The sequence below is a fragment of the Variovorax boronicumulans NBRC 103145 genome, from assembly GCF_001591345.1.
In the GTDB taxonomy this organism is placed as follows: domain Bacteria; phylum Pseudomonadota; class Gammaproteobacteria; order Burkholderiales; family Burkholderiaceae_C; genus Variovorax; species Variovorax boronicumulans.
On the sequence record NZ_BCUS01000014.1, the window covers coordinates 42,421 to 55,956 of the forward strand.

Below are 13,536 nucleotides of genomic sequence, written 5' to 3' on the forward strand. Positions count from 1 at the left end.
GCATTCATGGAACACCGGCTGGACTGGGCCCTTGCCGCCTGCGCTCGCATCCTCAGGCCCTTGGTCCGGCTGGCGCTGGCCATGGGCGTCAAGCACCCGCACCTCGAAGCCCTGCTGCGCGACCTGCTCATCGAGGAAGCCCAGCGCACCTGGCGCGCCCAGGGCGTGACCAAGCCCAACCTCAGCCAGATTTCGGTCACCACCGGGCTGAACCGCAAGGTCGTCACCGCCAAGGTCCGCGCCACCGTCGACCCGCTGCCGCACACCGAGCTGTCAGCGGCCGCCAAGACTTTTACGTTGTGGTTACAGATGACCACCGACGACGACTCCCTGCGCCGCCTGCCCGTCGTCACCGAGGGTGACGGGCCCTCGTTCGAGCGCGTGGCCCGCCTGGCCAGCCGGGGCAACGTGCACCACCGCACCATCCTCGACGAGCTGGTGCGCCTGCAGATGGTGGCCGAAAGCGACGGTAGCGCCGAACTCACGGCCGACGGCTTCGTGCCGGTGGAAGACCTGCAGTCGATGCTCGCCTTCCTGGGCGACAACGGCCGCGACCACCTGCTGGCCGCCGTCTCCAACACCCTGGGCGAACAGCCCCGCATGCTCGAGCGCGCCGTGTACGCGCGCGGGCTCACGCTGGCCGACTGCACGGCCATCGAACGCCTCGTGCGCGAGCGCTGGGCCGGCCTGCACCACGAGCTGGCCCGCGAGATGACCGAAGCCGTCGACCGCGTGCCCCCCGAGGCCACCGCGAAGGCGCGCATCCGCGTCGGCATCTACACGTATTACGAAGACGAAGAAGGCGCGCCCGCCCCCGGAGCGCCCCAGCACAACGAGTCCCCCCGATGAACACGCCTCCCCTCTCCTTGCGACTCGTGCGCGGCCTGCTGATGGCCGGCGCCATGGCCCTGCTTCTGTCCTGCGGGGGAGGCGGCGGTGGCAGTGGAGGCGGCGGCACATTGGGTTTCGGCACCGCCGGCACCACGGCCACCGGCAACGGCAACGGCGGTGGGGGCGGCGACGGCGGCTCGGGTGACGCCGGCAGCGGCACGGGCAACGGCAGCACGGGAAGCACGGGCGCCGGCGGCGACAGCACCGCCAGCAACACCCAACGGGCGACGGCTCGGGCGTGGGCTCCGGCGGCACCGGCGTGACCGCCGACGCCGCCGGCATCGGCGCGGCCGACGGCCTGGGCAGCGTGATCCTCAACGGCCTGCGTTACAACACCGACAGCGCCACCTTCAGCCTCGAGGACACCACCGAGCTGCAGATCGGCATGAGCGCGCGCATCGCCGGCAAGGTCGACGCCAACTTCACCAGCGGCATCGCCGCCACGGTCGTCTCGGCCGCCGAGCTGCGCGGCGCCGTGTCGGCCATCGACCTGAAGGACGGCAGCTTCACCGTCATGGGCGCCCGCGTGACCACCGACAACGCCACCGTCTGGGGCGACGCCAAGGGCGCCAGCGACCTGGTCGACGGCGCCGTGGTGCAGGTGTGGGGCCTGCCCGCCGCGCCGGGCACGCTGCGCGCCACGCGCGTGCAGGTGGCGCCCGCCACCATCGCCCCGCTGGTGACCGGCACCGTGCAGAACCTCGACCGCGGCGGCCAGCAGTTCACGCTCGGCCTGCTGACCATCGACTTCGGCGGCGCGGCCTTCGGCCCCGGCATCGATGCCGCGAGCCTGGCCAACGGCACCATCGTCCGCGTGCGCGGCACGGCGGCGCCGGCCGCCGGCCGCTTCACCGCCACCCAGGTGCAGGGCTGGTACGCCATTCCCTCGGCCGACGGCATCGCGCTGCAGCTGGCCGGCGTGGTCACCGACTTCGCCGCGCTCGGCGACTTCCGCGTGCTCGGCAACAAGATCGACGCGCGCAACGCCCAGATCACCGGCGGGCCCAGCGGCTCCATCGGCAACGGCGTGAAGGTCGAGGTCGACGGTTTCCTCTCGGGCCAGGTGCTCGTGGTCAAGAAACTGCGCATCCGCCACGTGCCCGGCACTGGCGGGCCGGTGTCGTTCACCGTGATCGGCCCCATCGCCAACTACATGTCGGCCGCCGACTTCATCGTGCGCGGCCAGCGCGTGGATGCCAGCGGCTCCGGTACCATCTTCGAAAACGGCACCGCCGCGGACCTGGGCAACGGCAAGCGCGTGACCGTCGTTGGCGACCGCGTGGTCGACGGCGTGCTCATCGCCCAAAGCGTGAGCTTCATGCAGCCCTGAGGTCCGGGCCCTGGCGGTCCGGCCGCGCAGTGCATGCACCCAGGGTGCACGCACCGCGCCCCACAGGCCACGCCACCCATGGCGCGACCGGATCGATCGGAGCCATGGACACACACACCACCTCTGCGCCCGCTCCCACGTCGCCCCGCTGCTGCATTGCCGGCGGCGGCCCGGCCGGCATGGTGCTGGGCCTGCTGCTTGCGCGCGCGGGCGTGCCCGTCGTCGTGCTCGAGAAACACCTCGACTTCCTGCGCGACTTCCGGGGCGACACCGTGCACCCCTCGACCCTCGAAGTGCTGCACGAACTCGGCCTGCTCGACGCCTTCCTGCAACGCCCGCACAACCGCATCGAAGAGCTGCGCGGCACCTACGAAGGCCGCGGCGTGACCATTGCCGACTTCAGGCGGCTGCCCACGCACGCCCGCTTCCTGGTGCTCATGCCGCAATGGGAGTTCCTGGACTTCATGTGCGACGAGGCGCGGCGCTACCCCGGCTTCGAGCTGTGGACCGACGCCGAGGCCGTCGGCCTGCTGCAGGACAAGGGTCGCGTCAACGGCGTGAAAGTTCGCGTCGGCGCCCGGCGCCCCGACAGCGGCGGCCCGAAGGACATCGAGCTGCACGCCTCCCTCATCGTGGCCGCCGACGGCCGCCACTCCACCCTGCGCGACGCGGCGGCGCTACCGCACATCAGCTACGGCGCGCCCATCGACGTGCTGTGGATGCGCATTCCCAAGCTCCCCGGCGACCCCGAAGCCACCGGCGGCCACATCGCGGCGGGCCACCTCCTGGTGACGCTCAACCGCGGCGACTACTGGCAGTGCGCCTTCGTCATCCGCAAGGGCGGCAGCGCCGAACTGCAGTCGCGCGGCATTGCCGCCTTCCACGCCGAGATCGCGCGCATCGCGCCCTTCTTCGCCACACGCCTGCCCGAGGCCCTGCCCGACTGGGAGGCCGTGAAGCTGCTCGAAGTGACCGTCGACCGGCTCGAATCGTGGTCGTGCCCCGGCCTGCTGTGCATCGGCGACGCCGCGCACGCCATGTCGCCCGTGGGCGGCGTCGGCATCAACCTCGCCGTGCAGGACGCCGTGGCCGCCGCCAACCTGCTGGCCGCGTCGCTGGCCGGCAGCGCCACCGACAAGGAAATCGACAACCTGCTGCCCCAGCTGCAGCGCCGCCGCGAATGGCCCGTGCGCGTCACCCAGGCCGCGCAGCGCCTCGTGCAGGACCGCGTGCTGATGCCCGTGCTCAGCCGCAAGGCAGCGGCATCGACCGCGCCCCGCCCCATGCCCTGGCCCCTGCGCCTGCTGGGGCGCTGGCCGTGGCTGCGCACCCTGCCGGCGCGCGCCGTGGGCATCGGCGTGCGGGCCGAGCACGTGCAGTCGCCGCGCGCGTAACGCGCGAATCGGGTTCGTCGGATCAGCCGGGCCGTCGCGCCTGCGTCGGCTGGCGCGACCAGTACACGCCGTCGAGCCGGTCGAGCCGCACCTCGCCACCCGTGGACGGCGCATGCACGAAACGCCCGTCGCCCACATAGATGCCCGCATGCGTGGGCGACGCCGAGCCGAACAACACCAGGTCGCCCGAGCGAAGCTCCGACATCGGCACCGGCCGGCCGAAGCCCGCCATGCGCGACACCGTGCGCGGCGGCACCTGCCCCACGCTGTGGCGGTACACGTAGCCGATGAGCCCGCTGCAATCGAACCCGCCCTCGGGCGAGTTGCCGCCATAGCGGTACGGCGTGCCGACCAGCCCCAGCGCATGGATCGTGATGCTGTTCGACTGCTCCGACGTCAACGGCGGGATGTTGCTGCTGGGCACCGAACCACCGGGCGTGCGCGTCGGCGGCGGGCTTGCGCAGCCGATGGCCAGGAGGCAGGCGGTGACGGCGGGGATCAGTCGGAACAGGAGCCGCTGCTGCAGCAGCGACAGCGATGCGGGGGAATGAGGAGGCGTCGGCAATGGTGTGTCGAGCATGGGCGCAGGCCGGTCTTGTGGACGTGGCCCGACTCTAGCGCGAGTGGGCCGGATCGCAATGCAGAGCCCCTTGGCGGGCGACAACGCCCTCGCCCGTCCTCGTCATCAGCTGAAGCCGAAGACCAGCAGCAGGTTGTTCGCAGGCATCGCGTGCCGCTCGCGCAACGCGAGGCCGACTCGGCGTGCTTCTGCCACCACGTCGTCGAGCCGACGAATGCCCCACGCGGGATTGCGCGCGCGCAGGTCTTCGTCGAACGCCAGATTGCTCGGTGCCGTGGGGCCGTGCTGTGCTTCGTCTTCGAAGTAAGGCCCGTAGGTGATCAGCACGCCGCTGCCGGCACGCAGATGCCGCGAGGCACCGGCCATCAGCGCGGCGCAGGTGGGCCAGGGTGCGATGTGCAGCATGTTGGCGCAGTAGATGGCGTCGAACCCTTCTTCTGCTTTGCCTTCTTGAACGAACGCGGAGCCTTGCGAGGGCCACTGCGGCGCCATCACGTCGAGCAGCAGCGGTGGGCGCAGATTGGGCAGCGCGGCCTGCTCGACGCGACTGGCGATCGCGGGGATCGAGCGGGCGTCTGCGTCGGTGGGCTGCCAGGTCCATGAGGGCATGGCGGCGGCGAACCAGGCGGCGTGTTGGCCTGTGCCGGAGGCGATTTCCAAGGCGGTGCCGCGCTCACCGAGGATGCGGGTCAGGGCATCGAGGATGGGTTGTTTGTTGCGGTCGGCGGCGGGGCTGAAAGGGAGGTCGGGCATCACGAGAAGCTTCGGGCAGGTACAACTTACAGGGTATCAAAGCAAGATCGCTCAGATCCGTTTCGTAGTTCCGCAATGTCGGCAATGCAGCGGTTGCCGTCGTTGGCGCCTGCGAGACGAATAGGTACTATCGGCCAAAACCGGCCATTCACCTGGTCGCTTAAATGAACCCTGTATCCCTTGATCGAGGGCAGGACTTGTCGGTTTGCGCGTTTCGCTGCCCGCCAGCCTGCTCCAAGTACTCGACAAACCCGTCGAAGGCATTCAACAAGGGCTGGAACCGCGCCGCACCGCCTTCCAGTTGGCACAAGGCGGAGCAGGTCGCCTCCAGCGTGGACAGTTGGTCGGGCCCATGGGCTTTGCGGATACGGTAGTGCGAAGGCGGCAGGTTGTGCAGGGCCAAGCGGGGCAACTGTTGCAGTGGCGGGCTTTGGTAGAGCATCTTTCGGCTTTTGCGCCAGGTGCCGTCCAGCACGACCAGGCGCAGGCGCGACGGGGCTTGCGGCCACTCGGGCGGTAGCGGGGGTGGGACTCGCAGGTCCGGGGCGGTATCTTGCAGACTGTCCGGGTACAGCAGCAGCGTGTGCTTGCCGTCCTCCGGCCAGACGGGTACGGCAAATGCCTCACCCACCACCAAGCGGCAGTGCGCCAAGCTGAGGTGCAGCAGGCGGGCACTGCCTTTGGCCTGGTGTACCTCCAACGGGTGCTGCAGCACTAGTACCTCCACCGTGTGGGCAGTGGGCGCGACCCAGCGGCAAATGCAGGCGCTGAGCGGGCGCAGGCAAGCGGTGCACTGGGGGCGTGGGACTACAGCGGCGGACATGGTTGGGTTTTATTCAGCGTGCCTGGCTAGACAATGCGTGGAAGGAGATGTCTCTTAGTGGCGCGACGACCGGCAGCTTTGGACAATGTCGGAAGACCGCAGTGGGCCCGATGCGGTCCTTCGATGCGAGAGATCGACCGACTGCTTCGCAGCGATTGTAGAAATCGACTGCGAAGCGACGGACGTCTGCTTTGAGTTCAATGGCGCATCGCACTCGCATGAGCCCATGTGCCCCCCCAATCAAGATCGCCGGCCGTAAGCAAGGGGTAGCCTCCCGCGTCAGAAGAATCTACCCCCGAAAATCCCTGCTGCCATTCGCCGCCGACGTAGAGATCAATGCAGCCTCTCAGGGTTTTGAGAATTTCTTGTTGGGAAACCACCGGAAGATGTTGTCGCAGCGGTTGTTGGCGAGCCTCACGAACAGGTAGCCAGACTCTGCGTTGCCGAGCGCATCAACGGGGATTCCTGCGCCGCGAAGGGCTGCGACTTCGGCGTCCGCGTCAATGTCGAAGGGCAAGCTGAGAGTCACCGTCGCTGTGTGCACGAGAAGCTTGGCCATGCTACGGGCTCAATGCGCTTGTTCCGATGCAGCATGCCTTTTGGGCGTCACGCGCATCACGGTGGCCCGGCCTGAACAGACGACTCGCCCCCGTGGGTACAGCGGGGGACGGAGGTTCGGCCTCGATCAACCCCGCGCTGCGCAGCACTCCGCGCATTCGAGTCTCCTCCAGATCATCGGTCGGCACAGGCGGTCGCGCGCGGCAAAAGCGGCGGAGCAGATGTATAGGCATTGGATTTCCCGGGTCTGTGTTGGGCGGCAGCGTTGACTGCTGAGAACTTGCGGCCACCCAACCATGTGCCCGAAACCCACGCACCGGTCGGTGCAGGATTCGGGGCAATTGACGGCCGTACAAGCAAGTGCGCGCCAGGTTCTCGGTGTCGATTTCCGCGGGGCTCATGGCGTACATGGGGTTGCTCTCCAAGGCGAGGTTCTGGGGGCCCACGCTAGCCAGAAAGTGAGTCCCTGACTGTTCGCTGGCGCACCAAGCCCCCCAAAAAAACGTCCCGGCGATTGGTACGCCAGCGCACAGACGCCGGATTTCAGTCGCAGAATCATGAAAATTTGGAAGCAGATCTCGCCCATGGCATTGCCTCCTCGTTCTTCTTCGTTGCGTCGGGCCGCTGCACACAACGAACTGCTGGATGCCATCCCTCTCGAGGTGATGGCCCGAATGGAGCCGTTCCTCGAACTGGTGCCGCTGCGTCTCGGGGAGGTGCTCTACGAGTCGGGGGTGGTGCAGCGACACGTTTTCTTCCCCGTCGATTGCATCGTCTCCCTGCTGTACGTGCTGGAGAACGGGCAGTCGGCGGAGATCGCGGTCGTCGGCTTCGAAGGCATGGTGGGCGTGTCGCTCCTGATGGGCGGAGGTAGCACCCCCAATCGTGCCGTGGTGCAAAGTGCAGGCAAGGCCTTCAGGCTGAGTGCCACCCACGTTCAGGAGCTGACGGACAAGGGGGGCCCGTTGCTTCACCTCTTGCTGCGCTACACCCAATCGCTCATCACCCAGATGTCGCAAACGGCGGTGTGCAACCGGCATCATTCGCTCGAGCAGCAGCTGTGCCGCTGGCTGTTGTTGAGCCTGGACAGATTGCCGGGCAATGAACTGGTCATGACGCAGGAGCTGATCGCCAACATGCTCGGCGTGAGACGCGAAGGCGTGACGGAGGCGGCAGGCAAATTGCAGCGTCTGAACCTGATCAAGTACGCGCGAGGTCACATCACGGTACTCGACCGCCCGGGCCTGGAACAGCAGGTGTGTGAATGCTATGAGGTCGTGAAGCGCGAAACGGATCGGCTGCTGCCTCGCCAAGTGGCAAGCTGATTCGCCGCGCCGATGGTCACGCTCGGTGCGCCGCCGCACAGACGTGAGCCATCGCATCGGCAACAATGCGGCGGGTCACGCATTTTCGCGCTGGCCCCTCTCAACAGGGGCTCTGTGACATCCCATCCGACCCGCCCCATTCACAACCGTCTGCTCGAAGTGCTGCCGCCGATGGTCAGGGCGCGTCTGCTCGAAAAATGCGAGAGCGTGCCACTGGCCGCGGCCCAGACGCTCTACGAGCCGGGCGATGCCATCCACCACATCCACTTCCCCACGAGCGCCTTTGTTTCGCTGGTTTCCACGGCGGACGGCCACGACGGCCTGCAAACAGGCTTGGTGGGCAACGAGGGCGCCTTGGGCTACGAACTGTCGCTGGGTGTTCAGAGCGCACCGTTGCGAGCGTTCGTTCAAGGCGGCGGTCTGGCCTGGCGCCTGACAGCGCAGTCCTTTGCTCAGGAACTGGAGCACAACACGATGCTCAGGCGTGTTCTCAACCGCTACGTCTGTGTGCTGCTGATGGAGCTGGGCCGCTCGGGCCTGTGCAACCGCTTCCATCTGATCGAGGAGCGCCTGGCGCGCTGGCTACTGACCACGCAGGATTGCGCGCACTCCGCACACCTGGCACTGACTCATGAAGTACTGGGTCGCATGCTGGGGGTGCGCAGGGTCGGCATCACCAATGCAGCGACGGCACTGCACGAGCGTCGGCTGATCGAATACCGCCGCGGCGCCATCACGATCACGGATCGCCAGGGATTGGAAAATGCGGCGTGCGATTGCTATCGGGCCAACCAGCGCAACTACGCGCGGTTGATCTCATGACGGGCGGCCTTCCTGCCATTCACACGGCAGGAACATGAAGATCGTTCTCTCGCAGCATCACCGGCTCCATGGCTCCCTGTGAGAGACGCCGCCGCACCGCGGCTTCTATCTCTTCGACATGGTGGCCGAAGGTTTCAAGCGGATCGGCGCTCTCGGATGTGTGAAAGTGATAGCGCAGCGCTTGGCTCCCGACGCTGGCACTCACGAACCGGTTGCCTTCCAGGTCCACCCAGAAGCGGACGGAGCCAGAGGCATCATGAAAGTAGGGAGCATCGGACATTGCGAGAATCTTTCTTGGGGGCGGCTGTGCACTATCACACGCTTGGCGCTTCGCGGCCGTAAGACAACGGGAGTTGATCGCTCCGCAGGCCCAAGTGCTTGGCCTTTGCCATGAAATCCGGCGAGGTGACGGCCCGCCGGCATCGAGGTGCCGCTCTTGATGGGCGGGTGCTTAAGCTTCCTCTACCAGCGCCGGATGGCCGTCAACCAGATCATGGCGCGCCTTTTGTTTTCGGTCTGTGCGCCAGCGCACGGTCGAAAGTTCTCCTGCGCGGTAGTGTGGCGGCTTCAACTTCTTCAACGGAGGGGTCCATGACACCTTCCCAGTTCACCGCCGAGTCGCTGCTTCGGACTTACCTCAGTGGGCGCAGCATGCCGAAAATCCTTCGTGACGCCATTGTGTGGTCGATCGAAGTTCGACTGGCCAGGGGCGACACGCCAACGCTCGACGAGACGCTGCGAACTGACATCGACAACCATGCTGTAGAGCCTGCTGGGCGACCGACCGTATGTGCCTTGTTGCGTCGCTTTGGCGAGACTGAAGACACAACGCATGCGAGCAGTCGCCCAAGCCACAGAGCGTTTGGAACCTCCGTTTATTGACACGAGCGCTCCGGCTGGTTCGTGTCTACTTCAGCTAGACGGCCCGGGCAGATTTGCGAGGCGGAAGTCCGCGCCGGGTCGCAAAGCCGCCCTCGATGCATATCGCCCCGAGCGGCAGCAATCAGTCTGAAGCAGCCACCCCGGTATCCAATACCGGCGCCAAACTCTCACCCTCCCCCACTCTCCTGAAACAACGCCGCCGCATCCCGCGCCAAATCCGACGCGATCCACAGCAGGTTGTCCCGATGCCCTGCCCCCGCGTCTTCAAACCAGCCATCGCCGGCGCCGTGGCAGCACCAGAGCAGTGAGTTCAGTTGTTCCAGCTTGCATTCCAGCAGGTCTGCTGCGCTCGGGGTGGTTGCTTGGGGAGGGGTCGACCCGGTAGGCCGGGCCATAATTCGTTTAGCCATTTGTTGTGCTCCTTGTCAAAGTAATGCACGTCACTTGGTTAGACGGTCATGGTGTTCGCGCACCGTGGCCGTCGCCTTTTGTGCCTCACGTTCGCATCGATCGATCTGCATCGATGGCCCGCCGTGAGGCGAAGCGGTTCCTTCATTCACTCAATCAGTCAGTGGTCCGTGGTGTGGTGTGTGCTGCCCTCCTCGCCCACATAGCGGGTCGTGTCATCACAGGGGCATTCACTGTAGAGAAGTCCTGCCCGGCACAGAGAGAAATTTCGCCGAGGAATGCGCGGTTCGCGCAAGTAATCGCGCTGCGGCAGCGGCGATTCACAAAGCCCTGACAGTCAGGCCCTGAAAGCAGGGCCCGAGCCCCGCATCGACAGCAGCGCCTCAGCCCTGCCCGCCGAACTCCCGCGCGTGCTCCACCGCGTACTTGATGAGCTCCGCCTGCCCTTCGATGCCCAGGCGCCGCTTGATGCTCTGGCGGTGCGCCTCCACGGTGCGCACGCTCAGGCCGAGGTCGCGCGCGATCTGCTTGCTCGATTCGCCGCGGCCGAGCGCACTCAAGATTTCGCTCTCGCGCGGCGTGAGCAGCGGGCGCGGCGTCTGGTTGCGAAAGAGTTTCTTCGACACGGCCGGGCTCAGGAAGGTGCCGCCCGCCGACACGGCCTCGATGGCGGCCACGATCTCCGCCGCCGGCGCGTCTTTCAGCACGTAGCCGCGTGCGCCGACCTGCAGGGCCTTCTGCACGTACTCGGGGTTGTCGTACATGCTGAGCATCACGATGTGCGGCGCGGGCTGCTGGTGCGGCTGTTGTTGTTGCAGCAGCAGCGCCGCCAGCTCGATGCCGTTCATGTCCTTCATGCCCACGTCCATGAGCACGAGGTGCGGCTGCGCGGGGCCGATGAGTGCCAGCGCCTCGGCCGCGCTGCCGGCCTCGCCCACGATCTCCAGGCCGGGCATGGCGCCCAGGCGCGCGCGCAGGCCATCGCGCACCAGCGGGTGGTCGTCGACCAGGAACAGGCGCACGACAACGGGAGCAGCAGCAGCGGCGGGGTCTTCTTTCATGGCCGCTATTCTGGCTTTGCGCGCCGCACCGGCACTTCGGCCACGATGGAGGTGTGGCCGCGGCCCGAGCGCATGCGCAGCCGACCTTCGATGGACTCCATGCGCTCGCGCATGTTGCGCAGGCCGATGCCGCGCTGCGGGTCGAGCTGCATGGCCTCGACGTTGAAGCCGACGCCGTCGTCGCTGATCTCCAGGCGCACCGCCTCTTCGTCGAAGCCCAGGGCGATGTGCACCTGTTGCGCTCGCGCGTGTTTGCGCACATTGGTCAACGCTTCCTGCGTGACGCGAAAGAGCGCGGTCTTGGCTTCTTGCGACAGCTCGAAGGGTTCGCCCTCGACCATGATGGATGCGTCCACGCCGCCTTCTTCACCGAACTCGGCGCCCAGGCGCTCCAGCGCAGCGGGCAGGCCCAGGGTGTCGAGCAGCGCGGGGCGCAGCCGGTGCGAGATGCGGCGCACCTCGGTGAGCGAATCGTTCAGCCGCTGCAGCGCCTTGCCGAGCGCGGGCGGCGGCGACTGGTGCGCGCGGTCGAGTTGCTCCACGGCCGATTCGATGAGCAGCTTGGCCGACACGAGCGTCTGGCTGGTGCCGTCGTGCAGTTCGCGCGCGAGGTGGCCGCGCTCCTCTTCCTGCGACTGCACCACGCGGCGCGCGAGCAGGCGCAGCTTGGCTTCGGCCGTGCGGTGCTCGCTGAGGTTGAGCAGCAGCCCGGCCGCGCTGACCACGCCCAGGCACAACGCGGCGATGCCGGCGATCCACAGCAGCGTGGCGGTGACGTTGGCGTTCATCTGCCGGTCGAGGGTGTCCATGGTCGACTGGATGTCGTCCAGGTACAGGCCGGTGCCGACCATCCAGTTCCAGCGCGGCAGCGCGGTGACGTAGCCGAGCTTGGGCGCCATCTGCGCGCTGGAAGGCTTGCGCCATTCGTACTCGACGTAGGCGCCGCCCTTGTCGCGCGCGCCCTGGATCAGCTCCTGGATGGTGAAGCGGCCGTGCGAATCGCGCAGGTTCCACAGGTTCTGGCCCACCAGTTCGGGCTGGCGCGAATGCATGAGCGAGTTGCCGTCCATGTCGTAGACGAAGAAGTAGCCGTCGTCGCCGTAGTTGAGCGTGGCCAGGCGGCGCAGCGCCTCGGTGCGCGTGGCCTCGTCGTCCAGCCCCGACTCGTACAGCGGCAGCAGGTTGCTCACGGCCAGGTCGACGTAGCTGCGCAGCTCGCTGCGGCGCTGGGCCATGTAGCTGCGCTCGATGAGCGCCCGCTCGCGCTGGGCCAGGTCGTGCTCCTGGTGACGCACGGCCAGGGCCACCAGCACCAGCGCGACCAGCAGGGGCGCAACGGCCAGCGCGACGATCTTGGTGCGGAGGTTCATCGGGGAGGGAGACTACCACTGGGGCGGCGCAGGGCTTCCGGCTTGCCGACCGTGGAGGAATCCCATTCGGGTAACGATCGATACGAATGTGTCTTGCCGGGGCGGCTTACAAAGCCGGACCTGCAATACATACAAAGGGAGGACTGCATGGAAAACACCGCACATCGTCTGGCTTCGGGGCCTGCGAACAAGAGGCACCCGACGCCCCGGCCGAGGACAGGCTTTGACAGCTGGGCCGATGGCATCGACAAGGCCGACGACCAATGGAACGCCTATGACTGCGAGATCCGCTCGGCGGTCAACGAATACAACATGCACCTCTCGCGCACACCGGGCTATGTCCCGCTGGACTGGCAGGTGGTCAAGGCCATGCTGTGGGTGGAAACCGGCGCCAAGGCGCCTTCCTGGAAGACCAAGCCCATGCAAATCGGCAATGCCTCGGATGCCGGACTGATGGCGCTGCTCGGGGACCGCGAAGGCGGCGACCTGGTCGTTCCGCCCTCTCTTCGAGTCAGCCTGTCTGCCAGCTCGGTCAGGGCCGAGCCCGCATCGAACATTCGCGCAGGCATCGGCTATCTCTTGATGCGCATGGCAACGTTCGAGTTCAGGAGCATCTTGAGCACGGACGGCAAGATCCATGAGGTCACGGTGAAGGACGGCGACAGTCTTGAAAGAATCGCCAAGGAGCAAGGGAGCACGCCGGAGGTCATGAAGAAGCTCAACCCGTCTGCGCACCTGCTCAAGGCGGGTCAGGTGCTGAAGTACCAGAAGGCGGAAGTCAAGAAAGTCATCACGGGATGGATGCCTCTCACTTCATCGCGCATTGCCGCACGCTACAACGTCGGCGATGCCAACTACGCCCGAAAAATGGACCACGCACTACCCGCAGTACGGAAGGCGCAGGAGGCGGTATGCAGATGACTCGAACATTCGCGCTGATCGCGCTTTTCCTGGCCGGGCCATGCACCGCCCTTGCGGACGCACCGTTCACAGGCAAGTTCAGCGGAACAGGCCGCGCATGCTCGGGCGGCCTGTATGTGCGAACCAAGACCATCGAATGGAACTCGAGCTTCAGCATCTGCAAGCCCTCACGCTATGAGGTTCTTGACAACGAGTTGGACAAGAAAGAAGGTGAGCGGATCGCCTTTCGCCTCCAGTCTCCCAGCCGCCAATGCCTGTACCCCGTGATCGAGGTGCAACGGCTCAGCACGTACAGCTGGGGCGTGCAGGGCTATCAGTCGATGGAGTCGTACCGCAACCGCGCCCTGCCCGACTGGGCCAACTCTCCGCTGGAGGAGCGGCTGATCCTGTCGTGTCCCATGACACGCCTGGATTGAGC

17 protein-coding genes are annotated in these 13,536 nt (G+C 66.6%); 9 read left to right on the forward strand and 8 right to left on the reverse strand.

From position 1 onward, the window contains the following. Positions 1 to 6 precede the first annotated feature (6 nt). The 4 genes from VBO01S_RS06410 to VBO01S_RS06420 all read left to right on the forward strand — a co-directional run bounded on the left by VBO01S_RS06410 (position 7) and on the right by VBO01S_RS06420 (position 3,615). Positions 7 to 849, forward strand: coding sequence for a DUF6502 family protein (locus VBO01S_RS06410; protein WP_062472143.1), 843 nt, complete (start codon positions 7 to 9; stop codon positions 847 to 849). Continuing rightward, on the forward strand, positions 846 to 1,154 hold the full coding sequence (locus VBO01S_RS33170; RefSeq protein ID WP_255221062.1) for a hypothetical protein: 309 nt from the start codon (positions 846 to 848) through the stop codon (positions 1,152 to 1,154). The genes VBO01S_RS06410 and VBO01S_RS33170 overlap by 4 nt, the downstream gene beginning before the upstream one ends. Next, positions 1,151 to 2,221 (forward strand): DUF5666 domain-containing protein, encoded by a 1,071-nt coding sequence (locus VBO01S_RS06415; protein WP_255221063.1) that lies wholly within the window; start codon positions 1,151 to 1,153, stop codon positions 2,219 to 2,221. The genes VBO01S_RS33170 and VBO01S_RS06415 overlap by 4 nt, the downstream gene beginning before the upstream one ends. A gap of 104 nt (positions 2,222 to 2,325) precedes the next feature. After that, complete coding sequence (locus VBO01S_RS06420; RefSeq protein WP_082818011.1) at positions 2,326 to 3,615, forward strand: FAD-dependent oxidoreductase; 1,290 nt, start codon at positions 2,326 to 2,328, stop codon at positions 3,613 to 3,615. Between the two features lie 22 nt (positions 3,616 to 3,637). Here the strand turns inward: VBO01S_RS06420 and VBO01S_RS06425 are convergent, their stop codons facing one another. From VBO01S_RS06425 to VBO01S_RS06440, 4 genes are all read right to left on the reverse strand, one after another. Continuing rightward, positions 3,638 to 4,195, reverse strand: coding sequence for a C40 family peptidase (locus tag VBO01S_RS06425; RefSeq protein WP_062472146.1), 558 nt, complete (start codon positions 4,193 to 4,195; stop codon positions 3,638 to 3,640). Between the two features lie 105 nt (positions 4,196 to 4,300). Next, entirely contained in the window at positions 4,301 to 4,948 is a 648-nt protein-coding gene (locus VBO01S_RS06430) for a DUF938 domain-containing protein (protein ID WP_062472149.1), read from the reverse strand. A gap of 160 nt (positions 4,949 to 5,108) precedes the next feature. After that, complete coding sequence (locus VBO01S_RS06435) at positions 5,109 to 5,771, reverse strand: tRNA-uridine aminocarboxypropyltransferase (RefSeq protein WP_062472152.1); 663 nt, start codon at positions 5,769 to 5,771, stop codon at positions 5,109 to 5,111. A gap of 346 nt (positions 5,772 to 6,117) precedes the next feature. Then, positions 6,118 to 6,330 carry a hypothetical protein gene (locus tag VBO01S_RS06440; RefSeq protein WP_062472154.1) on the reverse strand — a complete coding sequence of 71 codons (213 nt, stop codon included), beginning with the start codon at positions 6,328 to 6,330 and terminating at the stop codon, positions 6,118 to 6,120. Positions 6,331 to 6,913: 583 nt separating this feature from the next. On the opposite strand from VBO01S_RS06440, the gene VBO01S_RS06445 reads away from it, so the two are divergent. After that, positions 6,914 to 7,654, forward strand: coding sequence for a Crp/Fnr family transcriptional regulator (locus VBO01S_RS06445; RefSeq protein WP_062472156.1), 741 nt, complete (start codon positions 6,914 to 6,916; stop codon positions 7,652 to 7,654). Between the two features lie 12 nt (positions 7,655 to 7,666). After that, positions 7,667 to 8,476: a Crp/Fnr family transcriptional regulator gene (locus VBO01S_RS06450; protein ID WP_255221064.1), complete on the forward strand. Its 810-nt coding sequence runs from the start codon at positions 7,667 to 7,669 to the stop codon at positions 8,474 to 8,476. Between the two features lie 19 nt (positions 8,477 to 8,495). Here VBO01S_RS06450 and VBO01S_RS06455 read toward each other — a convergent pair whose 3' ends face one another. Continuing rightward, a complete protein-coding gene (locus VBO01S_RS06455) occupies positions 8,496 to 8,756 on the reverse strand; it encodes a DUF1488 family protein (RefSeq protein WP_062472160.1) in 261 nt (86 codons plus the stop codon). Positions 8,757 to 9,067: 311 nt separating this feature from the next. Here VBO01S_RS06455 and VBO01S_RS32280 point away from each other — a divergent pair, with 311 nt between their 5' ends. After that, positions 9,068 to 9,358: a hypothetical protein gene (locus tag VBO01S_RS32280; protein WP_157627297.1), complete on the forward strand. Its 291-nt coding sequence runs from the start codon at positions 9,068 to 9,070 to the stop codon at positions 9,356 to 9,358. 167 nt (positions 9,359 to 9,525) lie between these two features. Here the strand turns inward: VBO01S_RS32280 and VBO01S_RS31670 are convergent, their stop codons facing one another. From VBO01S_RS31670 to VBO01S_RS06465, 3 genes are all read right to left on the reverse strand, one after another. Continuing rightward, a complete protein-coding gene (locus VBO01S_RS31670; RefSeq protein WP_255221065.1) occupies positions 9,526 to 9,768 on the reverse strand; it encodes a hypothetical protein in 243 nt (80 codons plus the stop codon). Positions 9,769 to 10,149: 381 nt separating this feature from the next. After that, positions 10,150 to 10,827, reverse strand: coding sequence for a response regulator transcription factor (locus VBO01S_RS06460; RefSeq protein WP_062472162.1), 678 nt, complete (start codon positions 10,825 to 10,827; stop codon positions 10,150 to 10,152). Between the two features lie 5 nt (positions 10,828 to 10,832). Then, the gene (locus VBO01S_RS06465; RefSeq protein WP_062472165.1) at positions 10,833 to 12,197 is read right to left on the reverse strand and encodes a cache domain-containing protein; all 1,365 of its coding nucleotides are present in this window, start codon (positions 12,195 to 12,197) and stop codon (positions 10,833 to 10,835) included. A gap of 147 nt (positions 12,198 to 12,344) precedes the next feature. Here VBO01S_RS06465 and VBO01S_RS06470 point away from each other — a divergent pair, with 147 nt between their 5' ends. Next, positions 12,345 to 13,118 (forward strand): LysM peptidoglycan-binding domain-containing protein, encoded by a 774-nt coding sequence (locus VBO01S_RS06470; protein WP_062472247.1) that lies wholly within the window; start codon positions 12,345 to 12,347, stop codon positions 13,116 to 13,118. Then, a complete protein-coding gene (locus VBO01S_RS06475; RefSeq protein ID WP_062472244.1) occupies positions 13,115 to 13,534 on the forward strand; it encodes a hypothetical protein in 420 nt (139 codons plus the stop codon). The genes VBO01S_RS06470 and VBO01S_RS06475 overlap by 4 nt, the downstream gene beginning before the upstream one ends. Positions 13,535 to 13,536 lie beyond the last annotated feature (2 nt).